This is a genomic window from Bacillus sp. 7_6_55CFAA_CT2 (genome assembly GCF_000238655.1).
In the GTDB taxonomy this organism is placed as follows: Bacteria; Bacillota; Bacilli; order Bacillales; family Bacillaceae_G; genus Bacillus_A; species Bacillus_A cereus.
In genome coordinates this window covers 690,172-708,214 of the sequence record NZ_JH414709.1, presented here as the reverse complement: position 1 = coordinate 708,214, position 18,043 = coordinate 690,172, and the positions used below count along the sequence as shown (strand labels likewise).

Below are 18,043 nucleotides of genomic sequence, written 5' to 3'. Positions count from 1 at the left end.
ATAAATACATTCTATCGAGTTAACCTTTTCTTATAAATTACGACTAGAAACACACATAACAATAGGATTGGAACTATTACAGTCCACTTATTAAATATAAATATCTCTGTACTCACTTTTTGTTTTTCATTCTCGTTTAACTCCACACGCACACCTCGAACTAGCAATCTATTGGTGTTTACTCCATAAGGCGTACACGTAATTAAAGTTGTATAATCTTTATTTTCTACAATTTGTAGATCGTCCGTTTCGTGTGGTAACACTACTTTAATTTGATCTACTTTATAAGCAAGAACTTTGTCTAAAGAATGAATATAAAAGAGATCTCCTTCGCTCAACTTATCTAAATCTGTAAATAATTTTGCTGATGGTAAACCACGATGCCCTGTTAAAATAGTGTGCGTATTTTCTCCACCTATCGGGAGCGAAGAAAAATCTAAATGACCTATCCCGCGGCTCAATACTTCCTCAGATGTCCCTTGATAGATTGGCAGTTTTATATTAATTTTCGATATTTCAATATACCCCATTACATCTCCTAAATTTAACGCATCAGCATATGCTTGATGATTACTTTTTTTTTCAGAAAATGGATCAGTAAATGTTTTCGTGGAAGTGTGAACTTGTTTATTATATTCGGCTGCTTCTTTTTCCCTACGTTCGACTTCTTTCTTTTGTAGCGCTTTGATCTTCTTATCGTAAGAGCTAATCTCAGAATAATGTGCACGAGTCGCCAACCAATTACTAATAGTAGGATATAAAAAAACACCTAATCCAAATAAAAAAATACCTCCCAAAACAAGATTTCGTTTCATATTTCCACCTCTGTATATGCTTAAATATCGAAAAGAGGGAAGCATTTTGCTTCACCCCTTTTCCCATAGTTACATGTTCCTAAAATCTTAATTATTAGCAAACTTTTTTCTAAAGAAAACAAATGCCGCTGTAACCATTAACGTAAGGCCTATTACAGTAAAAAGAGTCGTTCCTATGCCACCCGTTACCGGAAGAACCCATCCACTTTTATTATTTTCAATCGTTAATTTAACCGTTTGATTATTTTCGCTAATCTTTACATCAATGGGATCTTTTAATAATTGATAAGAAGCTTTTGTACCATCTTCTTTTGTATATGTTGGTGCTTTCGTTTCAAAAATTTGATAGTCTCCATATGGAATGTTAGACCATTTAATAACACCATTTTCATCTGATACACCTGTTACTTCTTTTCCTGCTACAACAACTATTTTTCCATTTTTATCTTTAAGTACAAACTCTGCACCTTTTAATTTATTCTTATTAGCACCATCAATTTTTGTTAACTCAATTATTCCAGTTGTCGGAACAACAACTACAGGTTTAGATTCCTTTTCTCCAATTACATCATTTTTATTTGTAAAATCAATTTTTGCTGTATTTAAAATTTCCGAACCAGATGGTACTCCTTCTTTTACTTGAGATTTAATTTGCAAATGAAATTCTTTTTTACCATCTAATTTTGTGAAATCTTTTACTGTAGCTGTTACTTTTTGACCTTCTATAGCTATCTCTACAATGCTTGCATTTACTTCTGCTCCATCAATTTTCACAATTGGCTTTCCTTGAATCACTAAACGATTATCCAAAGTATCTGTTACCACATATTTTTTATATTCCTTAATGTCTTCTGGAATTAATGTTTTAATATCATAATTATAATTAGTTAACGGATTGATTGGTAACGCTTCCAATTTTCCGTTAATCTTTTTATCAATTATTGGTTCTTCATAGTTTTTCACTTCTAATTTAACTACTGTACCAGAAGTAATAGTTCCATCTTCATTAATTGTTCCCGAGTTCTTAACAAAAAACTCACGTTTAGTTGGATCTATTACATAGCCTTTCGGAGCTTTTGTTTCTTGGAAATAGTATTCTCCATACACCAATCCTTGCACGCGAATATGACCATTAGCATCTGTTACTAACTCTTTTTTCACTTCTGTACCGTCTTTTTTAAATAAAGAGAATACTGCACCTGCTAATGCTTTTTCATTTACACCAGTTTTTATTAAATCCACTGCACCACGTTTAACCTCATTTTTAGGATACATGTGAACATCATAGTTTAGCACCTTACCCTCTTTATTCGTTAATGGGATATCCACTGTATACGTATTGGGATTTAGATTAACATGTGGAGGTCCTGCCACTTCTTTCACCTCATAACGTCCTAGCGGAAGATCTTTTAATACAACTTGTCCGTTATCATCTGTTACTACTTGATTTGGAGTGGCTCCCATTACAGGTTTCACGTCTTCTTTTACGATTTTCCCATCGTTTGAAATTTTTTCAAAAGAAGCAACCCTTTTCACTTCAAACGTTACACCTTTTAATGGTTTCACATCTTTTGGCACCTCTTGATTTGCAGAACCGTCACCTTCTAGTCCCTGCGCTCCATCTTTTTCTTGTTCATACTTATGAATCGTTAAAGTACCTTTAGATGATGAATCTGCCTTTACTAATACACTAGACCATGTAGAAAATGTTAAGAATAACACTAAAAGCACACTAAATATTTTTTTCATTTCTCTTATCCCCTTTACTACTTCTATCATTTTAAAAATTTCTTTACTACTATTACCTTCTTAAAAGCAATAGTGTGCCAAGTATCAGAGTTAAACGAATAACATAAAACATAGTCGTCCAACAATCCATTGATTACAATCACTTATTCACTTTTCTTATCTTCTATTATTACGTTGTCTCTCCGCATGATATATGTAATTTTCTCCCCTAAATTACACGTATATCCCTATTTCAAGAATCATTACATTTGTTACATAATAGCTTTCACTGCTAATTTCTACTAGTCACTTACTGTCAATCTATTCATATCTCACTTCCTATCCCTATTTAAAATCCAATCTTAATCATTTTTTAATACATATAAGTAATAACCAACAAATAAGTGTGACGATTCATATTTTACGTTACTGTCCAAAACTATTACCTGTATATTCAAATAATATGTGCTATTCATGTTAAATTATGGTATTATTCTTAGAAGTTTATAACTTTTATTTATATTTTTTATTGATAAAGGTTTTCCGTATCTACTTATGAAAAAGGAATATATGTTTATTTAACTATTACGCATAACTGTAAGGAGGAAGAATATGACTAAAAAACTCAGTCTAGTTGAGATAGAGTACATTTGCAATATGTTTTTTCAATCTTTCGAAATTCCAGTTTGTTTTTTAGATTGTAACAAAAATATTCTTTTAGAATTTAAATCCAAAAATGATTCACATTCGTTATATACATCAAAAATAGAACAGTTACATATCCTTTTTCAGAGAAATGATACATATAATTCCCCCATCTTCAGAACTCACGAACATCTAGGGCACTTCATTTTAATTCACATAAAGAGCGATTATATGGTGAACGGTACTGTTATTATTGGGCCCTTGGCACATGTAAATTTTTCTACAAGTAAAACGGATAGTAACCTTAATTTCATTCCAAATTATAAAAGAACAAGAGACCATTATTTTTCATTGTCAGTCAAAGATCAAAATTTCTTTGTAAATATAGCAATATTGTTCTATAACATTCTCTATAAAAAAAATTCAGATGTAAGCACCTTTTCAAATAACAGTGATTCACTTCATATAAGTCATAGCAGAATCTTAAACGAAGATGTATATATTTCAATGCAAAAAGACGAATCCATTTATCATAATTTATATATAGAGCAGCAATTACTTGGTTCTATAGAAAACGGGGATAAAGAAACCGTACTCAAATATTATTACGAATTCCAACAAGAGACTCTTTCATCTTTATCTTCATTCCATCAATTAAGACGTCATAAAAACATTTGTATTTCATCCATCACGCTCGCTACTAGATATGCGATAAAAGGGGGACTTCCATCTGGGATTGCTTACAAAATTTATGATTTACATATTCAAAGAACAGAAGATTTAAAAGACAAAGAATCTGTTTGGGATTTGTTAAAAAATACTTTTTGTACCTTTGCAGACCGTGTAAAGGCACAAAAAACACAGCAACATTCACAGACTATTGCTATCTGCAAAAACTATATTTTTAAAAATATTTACAATCCAATATCTGTTAAACAACTTGCTAAATTTGCAAATGTGAATTCAGATTATTTATCTATATTATTTAAAAAAGAGGTCGGTATTTCATTAATTGAGTACATTCAACGTGAACGAGTCGAAGAAGCAAAGAAATTATTAACTTTCACCACCTATCCTTTATCAGACATATGCGCTTCGCTTAATTTTAGCGATCAAAGCTATTTCACTAAAATTTTTAAAAAATTCACCAACGAAACACCTGGTAAATACCGAAAATCTCATGTTGTCATTTAGAGTGACACTTCCATTAAAACAAAATATTTTCAGTAACTTATCAATGGCAGATTAGAAGCACTCCCAGATTCATGAACTATAGGATTTATGCTTTTTCCAAACCAAAAAACACGTTACTATTCTTTTATTTTAATGAGAATAGTAACGTGTTTTTTATGTAATGTAGTTTTGTAGACAGAACATGATCCAACTACAAATTTTTATAGAAGCCAAATGCACCGCTTAACTACTAAAATCTTATTAAGTAAAAAATCCATATTTTGTTTTACTTACTTTCTATTTTATTTCTTTTGAATAATGAACTCTTTTCTTCAAACGAATGATCCCTACTATTATTTTTGTATCTTTCTAAATTTGCGAACAAAAGTGAGTACTGTGCCTGTAATAATCATCAATATGCCGATTGCTGCACTGTTAGTTGTACTTACACCCGTCTTTGGAAGCTCCTTATATGTATATTCTTTTTTATCGGTATTACTGTTGTTTGTCTTATTAGCAAGACCATTAGGTTTGCTAGTTTCTTTATCTTTCACTAATACTTTTTGTATCGTATTTACCTCATTACCCACGGAATCTCTTACACTATATATTATTTCATAAATACCGGCTTTATTTGTATCTATAGTTCCTTCATACGCTACTTTAGAAGTAAGGTCACCGTCTTCTTTGTCAGTAGCTGATACTCCTATCAACGGATCAAATTGATCACCCTCAGTAATTGAAGTTGTAGCAGGTACTTTTAGTATTGGTTTATCATTTTTAACTTCTTCTCTAACTTTGACCGTTACAGTTTGCTTCGCCGTTACTTCATGGCCTTTTGAATCTGTGACTGTGTATTTTAATACGTAAGTACCGGCTTTATTTGTATCTACTTCACCATCAACTTTGATTTTAGAAGTAAGATCACCGTCTTCTTTATCGATAGCTAATACTTCTGCCATTGGAACAAATGAATCTCCTACATGAATTGTCGCTCCAACAGGCACTGTTAATTTAGGTTCTAAATCTGATGTTTCGCCATTTCCCTCTACAATTACAGTCTGTGTAGCCGTTGCATTCCCCCCTTGAGAATCAACAACCAGGTATTCCACAATGTATGTACCTGGTTTTGAAGTATCTACATCGCCTTTATGCTTTACTTTATTTGTTAAATCACCATCTTCTTTATCAACAGCTTTTACATTTCTCATTGGATCAAACGTATCACCTACACGTAGTGTAATCGTAAACGGTACAGTTAACTCTGGAGCTTGGTTTTCTGCTGTTTTTTCGTTTTCTTTCACCGTTCCTGTAATTTTTGCCGCATCAAAAGCATTTTGGACTGCTTGAACTTCAATTGAGTTCGTTCCATATTTATTAGCTGCGACTTTAAGGCATGCCAATTTCAATTCAGAGAAATCAGAAGTCATGTTTAATTCATCAGTATTTGCATAATAGAAAATATCAAACATTTTATCTTCACCAATACCATTTACATTTACACCGTTATGAGTACCACCTTGTGCAATTAAATACGCAACTTTATTAATAATACTTGAATTAAAATGTACGCCTCCATAATCCTCTCCATTTAAATCATTATATTTACTATAATCATCGGGATACGGTAGTCCTTCTGAAAAATTAATTGCAGTTGGATTTTTCATATTACGAAAAATCGATCCAGTTTGCTCTCCTATTGTCCAGTTAAATTCCCCATTATTTATGTATTTCTCTATAGCCGTTCCCATAATATCCGATAATGCCTCGTTAATTGCCCCAGATTCTCCTGAGAATTCAAGGTTAGATTCACTTGATGTAACTGCGTGTGTAAATTCATGACCGGCTATATCGAACGCTTTTACCATAGGATCTCCATATAAAAGCATACTGATGTTATTAATATTAGTACTAAATGCATTCTCCCAATTTTCAGGATCATTTGTTCCTCCAGAATCCCATGCATGTACAACTGAAACTACTTTTTTCCTTTATTATCAAAACTATTACGATTATATTTTTCTTTATAAAAATCATATACCTTTGTTGCTAAGAAATGAGCGCTTACCGCCTTTGGATCATTAAATGTTGTTGAAGCGCTAGTTGCTAGTATGCCAGGATAATAACTTTCTTCATTTGTAATATCTCTATAATTTACATCATATGTCTCAATTCCTTGCCCTCTTGTGTAATCAGCAAGCGCATAATTCCCACTGGTCTGTTTAGAAATACCAAATGTACGAGTTACGCCTAAATCATCTTTTCCTGTTCCAGTTAATGATGTGAAATTGCTAGTTTTATTTTCCTTAACGGATTCAACATACTCTTCACTTATTTTCAAACTTGATTCTTGTACCATATCTTTTAACATATCGCCATTATGAGCATTCACTAAATAAGTTCCAGATACATAATTTGGTGTTGTAGCAGCAAATGTAACTTGATATGCATTGCTAGCCTGCCCATGATTTTCATCAACAAAAATAACCGCCTTAACTTCTGGTTCAGAAATAAATTTAATGTCGTTTCCGTACTTTTTATAAATATATTGTTTCGCTTCTTCTTTTGATAAATTAATAGGTTTCTTTAAATCTTCTTGTGTTAAATTTTGTGCGCTAGCTCCTGAAATGCTTTTAATAATACCTTTTTTATCTACGTGAGCAGTTAACTGGTGGCCATACACTTCTTTTCCTTCATATATTTGTTGCATGCGCACAAGTGTAGTTCCATCATAAGAACCACGTTTTTGAAGAACCTTGTAATCTACTCCTGTTTCTGCACTAACTTGTTTTGGAGACAAAGCATGCTCCGTATTTTCCTTAAGTGCATCTTTCACTACATTCTCTGGCGCCTTTTTTGATGGTTGTGTAAGATCACCTGTACGGAATGAATCCTCTTGAATTTCAACTTGCATTTGACCAGGTTCCTCTGCATGACCTACTCCATATGGTGTTACACTTGTTAAAACAAATCCTGTTGTTAATGCAACTATAGCTATTTCTTTTTTATTTCCCATGGTATTTACCTCGTATAAATTTCTATTATTTATATGAAACTGCTAAAATGTATACAATCTATTCCTAACATAAAAAGATGACTTTTGTAATCTACAAAAGCCACCTCTTCAATATATAATATCCCTAAAATGTTTTTAATACATAATTTCTATACAAAAAAGAAAAAAGCATTCATTAACGAGCATTTTGCAATACTTTTATTAGGTCATTTATATTTTCAACTTTCTGCTGAAACTGATCAAATCTGTTATGTAGCGATGAAGGATTTTTATCTTCAGTTGAAATAACTTGTTTTAATTCATTTTCTAATTTATCATACATATCAAAAAAATTATCAAATTCTACACTTACAAGCTCTTCATTTTCGCGATAGAATCTTTTTGCTTCTATATAAGTCATATATGATTTATTTAAAAATCCTAATGAAATTAAATATTTAGAAGTGTTTTCTTGATAAATAGCAATATCACATGCTATTTTAATATCAGAATAAGTCTTTTGAACGAGACAATGCAATTCAAAAATCTTAAACTTTAATCCATTATTCATTTTCATCCCCTCCCATCGTATCTATTCTACATAAAATTAGAATATTATACAAAGAAAATTATTAGCAAGAAATTGACAATTAAAAAAATAACTTAAGGATAAACAAAATCCCTCTCATTATAAATTATAATTGCGGAGCATTTACCAACATAACAGCAAAATAAAAAACGAAAAGAATAAATCTTTCCGCTCTTAGAGTAATAAATACATTTCATATTGCGCTAAAGAATTCTTTTCAAATCCACATTTCTTAAAAAAACCCTCTAATAAATTATTGTTAGGAAACCCAATTGATAAACTTGATAAATTTAATTCTTCTCTTGCTACTTGTAATAATTTCATCCCAACACCAATATTTCTATAACCTTTGTCTACGAAAATAAAACTAATTTTACCTTGTTCAGTTACGCATAGAGAGCCTTTTAAGTCATTATCAACATATGCACCATAAAATACATTATTTGTTTTTTTGATATAATCAATATCATTTTGCCAATTTATATGGAAGTTTAACCATTTCTGAATTTCATCTTTAAAAGTTGGAAATTCTAATTGTTTTACTTCAATATCCTTACAAACTTTATTCTTTATTTTAGTCAAATCATTTAAATTATAATAAGAAAGATCGTACACTTTTTCATAGCCCAACTTATTATAAAAATGAATCGCTCGGTCGTTTCCTACAATGACTTCGAGAAAAAGTTGCTTACATCCATGTTGAATCGCCTCTTCTTTATGCAGTTCAAATAATTTTTGACTCACACCAATACCGCGGTAATTAGGATGAACCGCTAATGTTCCGCAGCGCATAGTCTTTATACTTTCATAATCCTTTATGCCACCTAGTATTACGCCAACAGATTTGCCTTCTTCTAAAGCAAGAAAAGAATGTTCTAGCAAATTACCTTCTGGTCCCAAAAAACGTTGTATAAAATCCTCTTTTGAAACCTCCATCTTAATAATGTAATCTGAAAATCCATCTTTAAAAGCTTCATATACTAAATCAATATTTACTTCACTACACCTTTTATATTGAATCATATAAAATTGCCCTCCAACTGCTTATATTAAACTCAACGTGTACCCATATAATATATTCCATCTATTATAAATTTCAGCTCTTAATTTGAAATGAGCGGACATTTCCCTACATATAACTCACTATTGATTTGTTTTATAACAAACTATCTATTATTTACTACATTAACCTCATAAACACGTAAAAAAGCAATTAAATGCTCACATGCTCTTTCACATGCTAGCATTTTAAAGATTTTTTGTTCTTCTTTCGTTTTATCATTTGCTTGATCTGAAGCAGCTTTTAAACAGAGAAATGGTTTTTTATTTATTTGGCATACATAGGCGAAAGCTGCTACTTCTTGATCAACTGCCAATGCTCCATATACGGTATGGAGTAAATATCTCATTTCTGAACTACGAATACGTTGATCTCCTGATAAAAATGTACCGAAATGTATCGGATCATACGATCGTATTTTTTTTATTCTTCTTACAAGTGATTTTGTTGTTTCAATAGGTGCTGTTCTACCGTTATATAAATTAAAAACATCTTCTCCTGAACCAGCAGCAGTAACATCATGTTGTATTGCGTTTAGTGCGACTACAATATGACCGTTTTTCACCTTGTTTGATAAACTTCCGCATATTCCTGTCATAAACAACTCATCTGGCTGAAACTCACTAATTAACAATTGTACACAACTAGCGCAGCTTACTTTACCGACACCAGTAACAACTGATATAATTTCCAGCTCATTAATAGTATGAAAATGAAATTCCCAAGCTGCTCTTTTTTCAACACGTTCACTTGGATAATGTTGATGCAAATACGTCAGTTCTGGTTCCCATGCAGATACAATTGCAATACGTTTCATTACACGCTTCACTTCCCCTATTGTCATTTAAATAAGTTATCTATACTTTCTCGTTCATAATCTGGAATCCATTCTTTGTATTTCTTATATAAATCTCGTATTATTTCTTTATTCTTCGCAATTACTTCACATCCTCTATCATCATACATAAACATGACAATATCTTTCGTTGCATTTATGAGAAATACATCTGGATAAGAAATTTCTTTTTTTCGTCCAAATCGAGGATATAAATCAAAGAAATCCTCATGATTAGCAACTTGTATAAGCGATTCATATTTAATATGTTCCGCAAGGCATTTTAAAGAAAAATGATATGTACAATATAAATCTGCTTCTTCATCTTCAAATAAGAACGGTAACGTTTCTTATCTTATATGAAACCTTAAATCTCTTTTCTTAATATATTTATTGTATACATTTATTTTCTGTGGAGTTTTTATATTTTCCTTTTTAAATCTATAAACATTTGTCACTACAAACACTACATCTTCTTTTGAAAATATGTCTTCAAATAAGAATTTATTATATGTATATAGTTGAGAAAAGTATTCCGTATTTAAATTGTCGGTTCCTTCTACAATTTGATATTTATCTTTTCCAAAATCAAAATGTAAATGATTTTCCCACTAAGAATATAAGTAGGGTACTAATGTAACTCCTGGAAATGTTTGATTCATATATTCTTTTAATTGCATTTCCTTGTCCTTTCTACTGTACAATTCCTTTTAAATCCCAGTATGCTTCTTCTAGCCATGGATGTATAACTTTCAATGTATCTTTCCTTTCCCACAAATATGAAATATATACAAAAGCTGCTTTTTCCAAAGATTTTTCCAATCCTTTTTTTATTTCTATTAAATATGGTGGTGTCCCTTTTTGATCCCATTCTATTTTATCTGCAACAAATAATACTAAATCCATCTTCGTTGCATGTTTACGCAACGTTGTGTGGCAACAAATTGCATTTAAAATTTCTTCATCTTCTACTTTAAATATTTCTTTTGCGATTACTCTCGATAGTTTTTGATGAATGATCATAGGAAACTTTCTTTCTGCTTCCACTATTTCTACACCAAATTCTTCAGTAACTGCAATCCGCTCCTCGTTCGGAAAAATGCCACTAATATCATGTAAATATCCTGCAATTGCTGCTTTTTCTTTATCTACGTGAAACTTTTCTGCAATCTTTTTTGCCACATTTGCCACACGAATTGAATGTTTATATGTAAACTCTTTATTATATTTTAGTAGAAAAGCTTTAATATCATTTTCTATTTTTCCAGTTGGAGTAAATGAATATATATCATTACATAACATAGAAAATCCCCCTTATAACTAACTTTCATTATAATGTAGGATCTAAATATCCTCGTTATTTTATATTCGTTATTAATCTTTTTACTCCTTTTTAATACGTTACATGAAATTTTATACAGAATCATCGCTACAAGTACATAAATGTTTGATATTATAGTAATGTTGATGATTTGTAAGGAAAGGAACTACACAATGAATAAAAACATATTAATTATTGATGATGATAAAGAAATTGTTGAATTACTTGCTGTTTATTTGCGAAATGAAGGCTATAACATTTATAAAGCTTATGATGGCGATGAAGCATTGCAAAAGGTTTCTACATATGAAGTTGACCTTATGATTTTGGATATTATGATGCCAAAGCGAAACGGATTAGAAGTTTGTCAGGAAGTGCGTGAAAATAATACTGTACCAATTCTAATGCTTAGTGCAAAAGCAGAAGATATGGATAAAATATTAGGTCTTATGACAGGTGCCGATGATTATATGATCAAGCCATTCAATCCATTAGAATTAGTAGCAAGAGTGAAAGCTTTATTACGAAGATCATCTTTCCAAAACGCTACTTCGCAAAAGAATGAAGATGGTATTATTCGTATTCGCTCTGTTGAAATACACAAACATAATCATACTGTTAAAGTAAATGGAGAGTATATTAAACTAACCTCTATTGAATTCGATATTTTATATTTGCTTGCAAGTAATACAGGAAGAGTATTTAGTTCAGAAGAAATTTTTGAACGCGTTTGGAATGAAGATGGTTACGGTTCAAATAAGACTGTAATGGTCCATATTAGCAACTTACGGGATAAACTTGAAACAGTAATAAATGGAGAGAAATTTATTCACACTGTTTGGGGAGTTGGCTATAAAATTGAGAAATGAAGCATTTGATATATTAAAAGATATCCCTAAATGGAAACTTATTTTTTGGCTCTTATTAGCTATCACACTCACGCCTATTACTGAATTAATTATTTATCGCCTCGTTACGAGTGTAATTGAGAGTTCACTTACTCTAACTGAACTCGGTAAAGAATTCATTCGAATTTTTGGTTATGAAAAGTATAAAGGGATTAAAGAATCGTTATGGATGATGATTGTATCTTATTTGTTTTTATTTTCTATTTTTTCATCCTATCTTTACATTTTTTATCGCCACGAGAAAAAACTTTACTATGAAACTTGTATTAAAAAAATGATAGAAGAAATTCGTTATATTGCAAATGGAAACTTCAATCATAAAGTTTCTATTGTAAATCATAATTATCTAGAAGAATTAGCAATCGGGGTCAATGAAATTGTTGAACAATTAAAAGTCTCCATTGATGAAGAAAGACAAGCGGAACAAGCAAAAAGTGAACTTATTACAAATGTATCACATGACTTACGCACTCCCCTTACTTCTATAGTTGGATACGTAAATTTAATCCATCATGATAATTATAGAGATGAAGTAGAATTGCGATACTATATTCAAGTCATTTACGATAAAGTAACTCGTCTTAATGCATTAATGAATGACTTGTTCGAATATACACGTGTTCAAAATAAAGAGTTAAGCTTGTATTCTGTTCCTATTGACATAGTAGAGTTACTTGGACAATTAACTGTTCAATTCCGTATACAATTTCAAGAAGCAAATATAGAATGTCGACCTTCTTTCCCATCTCAAAAGCTCATGGTATTAGCTGATGGTGAAAAATTAGTGCGTGTGTTTGAAAATCTTATTATAAACGCTATCGCTTATGGAAGCGAAGGTCGCTATATTGACCTTACTGCTTATGAAAGCAATAATATGATTACAATTGATATAACAAATTACGGACAACCTATTCCTAGTACGGATTTACCTCATATTTTTGAACGTTTTTATCGCGTTGAGAAATCTCGCTCTACAAACACTGGTGGATCTGGACTTGGATTAGCTATTGCAAAAAGTATAGTCGAATTGCATAAAGGAACAATTGAAGTATATAGTGATGATGAAAAAACAACATTCACTGTAAAACTACTCCCATACAAATGTTAATATTATAAATAAAAAGTTCAATTTCTTATCATATAAGAAATTGAACTTTTTCCATTAATGCCCAAAATTTAATAATCCTTTATAATTCTTTAGAAATTCTTTACCTTTTCTTTCTTCCTAATTAAGCATTCCTTTTTACAATACTAGTATTGATGTCATAATAGGAGGATCGCTTATGCAATTCTTAAAGAAATTCGCTATTTTATTATTATCTTTTTTTATTACTGCACTTATCGTTTTATATTTTTATCTTTATGTAAATGGTCCGATTATTCAAGCTAAATCAGCTATTTTAATAAATGCTAATTCAGGTGAAATTGTTTATAAAAAAAATGAAGAAACTCCGATACAATCAGCTGCTTTATCTAAATTAATGACAGAATATATCGTATTGGAGCAACTAAATGATAGAAAAATACAGTTAGATGACTTCGTACAAATAAGTAACGAAGTTTTCCGAGTAGAAACAAGCCCTATACAAGTAACATCGAATGATAAAACAACGGTTCGTGATTTACTTCATGCATTGCTACTGGCAGGGAATAATCGTTCTGCACTCGCTCTAGCAGAACACATTGCTGGAAATGAAGATAACTTTACAATATTAATGAATAAAAAAGCAAAAGAACTAAAGTTATTACAACCATCTCCATTTCTAAACTCTACTGGAATTAATAATGATACAAATAAACAATCAACTACAACAGCGATAGATGCAGCTAAACTAGCAGCACGATTAGTAAAAGATTTTCCAGATGTATTGAATATTACGAAACTAACCTCTTACCAATTTACCTTCAAAGATTCCCAAGTTTTCAATACGAATAAAATGATATATTCCCTTAATGAAAACATTAAACTTCAAGGTGTTGATGGCTTACAAACTAGTTTTTCAACTAACGGTAATTATAGTTTTGTCAGTACAGCAAAACTTGGAGATACTAGACTAATTTCAGTAATATTAGATGCAGATGAAGAAAACATTTCATTTATTGAAACAAAAAAGTTACTACAGTATGGTTTTGATCCTTCCTCGTACTCTGCACTCCAAGCTTTTAAAGACGCCCTTACATCCTGGACAATATTACTTCAGTTTAAAAATTTAATTATACAAACTATAATGATTTTTTTAATCATTACCACCTTAATGTTTTTACATATACGTCAGAAAAAATCCGAGGATTTCAATTAAGAAATCTTCTTATATATAAAACCGACTTGCGCTTAAGATGCAAGTCGGTTTTTAATTCTATCATCCTCTTCAAATTTGCTGAAACTGGTTGCAAGTTTAACTTCCTCGCCCATATAGATAGCTGACCAATATGATGAATTTCATATCCCATTACATGTCTTAAAACCTATGTTTTTTGAGGCATACATCCATCTCTGTTTCCTTTCGTTGTATTCGTTTGTTTAGTTTAAATGGGTTAATCTATTAATTCTATTAAATCCAACAATTGAACTATTACATATTAAAGTTCTATTCATATACTGTAGTAGATTACTAGAAAGGAGGCTTAACTATGGATAGTTGCGTTGTATTTGTAAACGGACAACCTTTTTTAGTTCTTTCAGTAGCTGGTATTGAAATTGCTAGATTAGAGATTTCCCTTCAAGTAGCATTAGCTCTAAGAGTGCTTGGGATACCAATCTGTGATTAATTACCAAATTAAAAGAAAAAGAGGGCATTAGCCCTCTTTTTTTATTTTCTTCTCACCTTTTCTTAACAACAAACAAAATTCAAATTTAATTAATTATAAAAAATTAAAGTATATGAACGTTACATGAAACACTTGTTAAGATAGCTGTCCTTCACACTATTTATTTCGCCGACATTATATAATCAAAGCACACAATGATTAACTTTTTATACGTCTTATTTTAAGTGTGCTAGCATTCTAGGCTAGATAATTATGACTGCAAAAAAACTTCAAGTTCTCGTTTATATAAATTAAATAACGCTTTCACTTTTTGAATCGATTGATAATCTTTAAATTGCTGTTCTCTATCTTCTTATCCTTGAAGAGCACTAATCCAACTATACTCTACATCTACAATATGAAATAATGTTTCTAACATACCCCCAGTTTGCAAAGTAAATCTTCCTCTGAAAGTTGTTCACACCACTTAAACCAATCATCTCTTACTTGCCAATTATATTGAAATAAAGTGTACACATTTATCTCTCCCTTACTTCAATTATCCACCTAACAGCATCTGTTATACATTTAACCATTGACAATCATTTCTCTTCGGCCAAGTTCCTCTACAGCGTGATTAATTATTTCACTTACAGATAAAGAACCATCCAATATGATATCTGAATTTGGCTTAACAGTATGAATTGCCTCTAAATAAGCTTTTCTCGCATATGTCATGTAATGTTCCAAATCATTATGTATTTCATCTATTGTACCTTCCTTAAAATCTCGCAAAATCCTTCTAGCCATCGCAATATCTAAAGGCGTATCAATAAATATAGTTACATCAATGAACTTTCGCATCTCACTATTTAAGTTTGCAAAAGGATAATCTATAATAATATAGTCTAAGCTATTATTTTGTATAAGTTGCTCAATATCATGAATTAATGGTGTTAATACCCACTCGTCATAATTCGCCCCATCATCAATCCATTTACAAATATCAGCAGGACAGTTATCAAATGTATAACTATCAAAATATAAAGCTTTTGAGTTTTTAAACTTATGCTTTAATCTTTCTGTAATTGTAGTTTTACCTCCCCCCGAAACAGCTGCAATTGAAATTATTTTTGTTTTATTATCCACTATACCCACCAAGACCCTTTCGTTAACATAATATAATTATAAATTACTATCGTTGCTACTTCTTCCATTCATATTCTAACATACTCATTTCCCATAAATTCCAATACGTTTCTCCTACTCTTTTTGACTCTCTTAATAAGCCTTCTTTTACAAACCCTATTTTTTCGTAACATGAAATGGCCGATGTATTAAAATCATACACACCAAGAGTTACTCTATGTAGTTTTAATTTGTCAAAAGCAATATGAAGTACTGCTTTCATCATATGTTTTCCTATAGAACGTCCTCTCATCTTCGTATTACCAACTAATACTTTTCCAATTCTAGCGGACTTGTTAATATTATCTATTTGCCCAAGCGAAATATGACCAATAACGTCTGAAGTCTCTTCATCTACCACTTTGAAAGCGAATGTATTTGCACTTTCTATATACTTCTCTAATTGCTGTTCGTCTAAAGGAAATGTGAAGGCATTACCTGACCATTGTATTAGAAATTCTTCGGAATTAATCCAATTTATTAATTGTTTATAATCAGATTTTTTAAAGGTTTCTAGTTTAATCACTTCCTTGCTCCTTTCGTACATCATGTTTTATAACCTCAAACTTATTTCTATATAAAGAATATATTCTCCTTTTATATGAAATTAAAATAAAGCCATTCATGTGAATGGCTTTACAAAAAAGCAGCATAATTATGCCTTGTTTGCTACATCAATACCATTAAAATCAAAGTCAGCCGTAACCGTTGTAACAGGTGGGAAAATTGCTTCAATTTTGCAAATGGAAATAATTACTCCAACCGATCCAGGAATAGCCGCAAGCTTAACTACATCACAACTTACAGACGAAACAGTACCTACATAAGTACGTCCCTCTGTGTTAATTTGAACTGTTCGATTAATTAATTTCTTAAGTTCATCTCTAATTCCTTGTACACAAGAATTATCACATTTCTCATGCTGTTCTTTTTTACACTCTTCGAATACTTCCCAACAATCATCCTGTTTACATGTACACTTCTTTTTACAATTATTAAATCGAGAACCCAATACCTCACCCCCTAATCATTTCTATTAGTAAAGTATGTCCACTAGCTTAAAAGGGTACGAGGCAAACGCATAAAAAGAAAAAAACAAGCAATTGTACCAAACCTTCTTTTCATTATTCATTATAAAAACAGACCTCTCCTAATTAAAAGCTTGTTTAATGAGCGGCCGTGAATTTAGTCCTACTCCATTTAATGTTTAGACACCGCTTTCTAAAACAAACCTTTTTTCTTTTAAATAAGACGCTCCTTAAAAACGCACTAGATTTTCCCATTAACTCACATATACATAGACTTTATTTGTGGATTTTTCCTTTGTTATTGTGAAATATACATTCAAAAAAGCGTACTCGAAAATAAGATATTATTTGTAATCAGAACGCTTTCTTCAACAAATGTTTATTAAAAAATACCATAACTAGTAGTAGTTCCCTCCACTATCTCTTAAAAATTAGCATAGTTTGTATGAACTCTATATCGAGTAGAAAACACTCTATCATATAGAGATAAAATAGTAGGTTAATAAACAAGCCATTTTTTTATTAAAACATAGAATAATATGAACACTATTGAAAGGAGGTAGAAATAAATGTCATGGAAAAATGATTGCTGGAGTTCTCAGAAAAAGCATTGTTGTGATGATTGGTGGAAATCTAAAGAAAAGCGTCATTGTGATGATGATTGGAGTTCTCAGAAAAAGCATTGTAATGATGATTGGTGGAAATCTAAAGAAAAGTGTCATTGTGATGACGATTGGAGTTCTCAGGAAAAACATTGTAATGATGATTGGAGTTCTAAACGAAATAAGTGTCGTTGTAAATGTTTCTTTATTTGTTGCCATTGTAAAAGAAAAAATTGGTAATATTTTCAATCTCAACTTAAAGGAAAGAATATGTCTTTTGGAACCAATCGGACTTTTCCGAAAAGTTGATCCCTCACCTACTTCCTTGCTTTCGCTAAATTTTTAGGTGGGGGGCATTACTGCCTGACAAATAGCGAGATAAATACTAGAATGTAATATATAAAAAGA

Annotated in this window: 15 protein-coding genes and 3 pseudogenes; 6 read left to right on the top strand and 12 right to left on the bottom strand. The window is 31.0% G+C overall.

Annotated features, from left to right (window positions below):
* Positions 1-11: 11 nt before the first annotated feature.
* Together HMPREF1014_RS12550 and HMPREF1014_RS12545 are read right to left on the bottom strand one after the other, a co-directional pair.
* Positions 12-815 (bottom strand): class C sortase, encoded by an 804-nt coding sequence (locus HMPREF1014_RS12550; RefSeq protein WP_000828082.1) that lies wholly within the window; start codon positions 813-815, stop codon positions 12-14.
* A gap of 87 nt (positions 816-902) precedes the next feature.
* A complete protein-coding gene (locus HMPREF1014_RS12545; RefSeq protein ID WP_000719313.1) occupies positions 903-2,564 on the bottom strand; it encodes an LPXTG cell wall anchor domain-containing protein in 1,662 nt (553 codons plus the stop codon).
* Between the two features lie 591 nt (positions 2,565-3,155).
* Between HMPREF1014_RS12545 and HMPREF1014_RS12540 the strand changes: the two genes are divergently transcribed.
* Positions 3,156-4,382, top strand: coding sequence for an AraC family transcriptional regulator (locus tag HMPREF1014_RS12540; RefSeq protein ID WP_000162829.1), 1,227 nt, complete (start codon positions 3,156-3,158; stop codon positions 4,380-4,382).
* Positions 4,383-4,714: 332 nt separating this feature from the next.
* Here HMPREF1014_RS12540 and HMPREF1014_RS12535 read toward each other — a convergent pair.
* The 6 genes and pseudogenes from HMPREF1014_RS12535 to yqeK all read right to left on the bottom strand — a co-directional run bounded on the left by HMPREF1014_RS12535 (position 4,715) and on the right by yqeK (position 11,142).
* Positions 4,715-7,377: pseudogene (locus HMPREF1014_RS12535) on the bottom strand (M4 family metallopeptidase).
* A 175-nt stretch (positions 7,378-7,552) separates the two neighbouring features.
* A complete protein-coding gene (locus HMPREF1014_RS12530) occupies positions 7,553-7,927 on the bottom strand; it encodes a hypothetical protein (RefSeq protein WP_001059023.1) in 375 nt (124 codons plus the stop codon).
* A gap of 192 nt (positions 7,928-8,119) precedes the next feature.
* Complete coding sequence (locus HMPREF1014_RS12525; RefSeq protein ID WP_000617062.1) at positions 8,120-8,968, bottom strand: GNAT family N-acetyltransferase; 849 nt, start codon at positions 8,966-8,968, stop codon at positions 8,120-8,122.
* 143 nt (positions 8,969-9,111) lie between these two features.
* Entirely contained in the window at positions 9,112-9,849 is a 738-nt protein-coding gene (gene mtnN, locus HMPREF1014_RS12520) for a 5'-methylthioadenosine/S-adenosylhomocysteine nucleosidase (RefSeq protein WP_001987381.1), read from the bottom strand.
* Positions 9,846-10,520: pseudogene (locus HMPREF1014_RS31250) on the bottom strand (DUF3885 domain-containing protein). The gene mtnN and the pseudogene HMPREF1014_RS31250 overlap by 4 nt, the downstream one beginning before the upstream one ends.
* A gap of 13 nt (positions 10,521-10,533) precedes the next feature.
* Positions 10,534-11,142, bottom strand: a complete 609-nt coding sequence (gene yqeK, locus HMPREF1014_RS12510) for a bis(5'-nucleosyl)-tetraphosphatase (symmetrical) YqeK (protein WP_000882446.1) — start codon at positions 11,140-11,142, stop codon at positions 10,534-10,536.
* 192 nt (positions 11,143-11,334) lie between these two features.
* Here yqeK and HMPREF1014_RS12505 point away from each other — a divergent pair, with 192 nt between their 5' ends.
* The 4 genes from HMPREF1014_RS12505 (at position 11,335) to HMPREF1014_RS12490 (ending at position 14,838) form a co-directional block, all read left to right on the top strand.
* Positions 11,335-12,030: a response regulator transcription factor gene (locus HMPREF1014_RS12505; protein ID WP_001038807.1), complete on the top strand. Its 696-nt coding sequence runs from the start codon at positions 11,335-11,337 to the stop codon at positions 12,028-12,030.
* Complete coding sequence (locus HMPREF1014_RS12500; RefSeq protein WP_001243309.1) at positions 12,020-13,177, top strand: sensor histidine kinase; 1,158 nt, start codon at positions 12,020-12,022, stop codon at positions 13,175-13,177. Before HMPREF1014_RS12505 ends, HMPREF1014_RS12500 begins: the two co-directional genes overlap by 11 nt.
* Before the next feature lie 175 nt (positions 13,178-13,352).
* Entirely contained in the window at positions 13,353-14,369 is a 1,017-nt protein-coding gene (locus HMPREF1014_RS12495) for a D-alanyl-D-alanine carboxypeptidase family protein (RefSeq protein WP_001160043.1), read from the top strand.
* A gap of 331 nt (positions 14,370-14,700) precedes the next feature.
* Positions 14,701-14,838: a DUF3956 domain-containing protein gene (locus HMPREF1014_RS12490; RefSeq protein WP_000376554.1), complete on the top strand. Its 138-nt coding sequence runs from the start codon at positions 14,701-14,703 to the stop codon at positions 14,836-14,838.
* A 256-nt stretch (positions 14,839-15,094) separates the two neighbouring features.
* Here HMPREF1014_RS12490 and HMPREF1014_RS31565 read toward each other — a convergent pair.
* The 4 genes and pseudogenes from HMPREF1014_RS31565 to HMPREF1014_RS12470 form a co-directional block, all read right to left on the bottom strand.
* Positions 15,095-15,354: pseudogene (locus tag HMPREF1014_RS31565) on the bottom strand (DinB family protein); the annotation flags it as partial.
* Positions 15,355-15,405: 51 nt separating this feature from the next.
* Complete coding sequence (locus tag HMPREF1014_RS12480) at positions 15,406-15,975, bottom strand: nucleoside/nucleotide kinase family protein (RefSeq protein ID WP_370940960.1); 570 nt, start codon at positions 15,973-15,975, stop codon at positions 15,406-15,408.
* Between the two features lie 46 nt (positions 15,976-16,021).
* Positions 16,022-16,555 (bottom strand): GNAT family N-acetyltransferase, encoded by a 534-nt coding sequence (locus tag HMPREF1014_RS12475; RefSeq protein WP_000990086.1) that lies wholly within the window; start codon positions 16,553-16,555, stop codon positions 16,022-16,024.
* 105 nt (positions 16,556-16,660) lie between these two features.
* Positions 16,661-17,017 (bottom strand): hypothetical protein, encoded by a 357-nt coding sequence (locus HMPREF1014_RS12470; RefSeq protein WP_000535573.1) that lies wholly within the window; start codon positions 17,015-17,017, stop codon positions 16,661-16,663.
* Between the two features lie 598 nt (positions 17,018-17,615).
* Between HMPREF1014_RS12470 and HMPREF1014_RS12465 the strand changes: the two genes are divergently transcribed.
* A complete protein-coding gene (locus HMPREF1014_RS12465) occupies positions 17,616-17,981 on the top strand; it encodes a hypothetical protein (RefSeq protein ID WP_000560148.1) in 366 nt (121 codons plus the stop codon).
* The last annotated feature ends 62 nt before the right edge of the window (positions 17,982-18,043 follow it).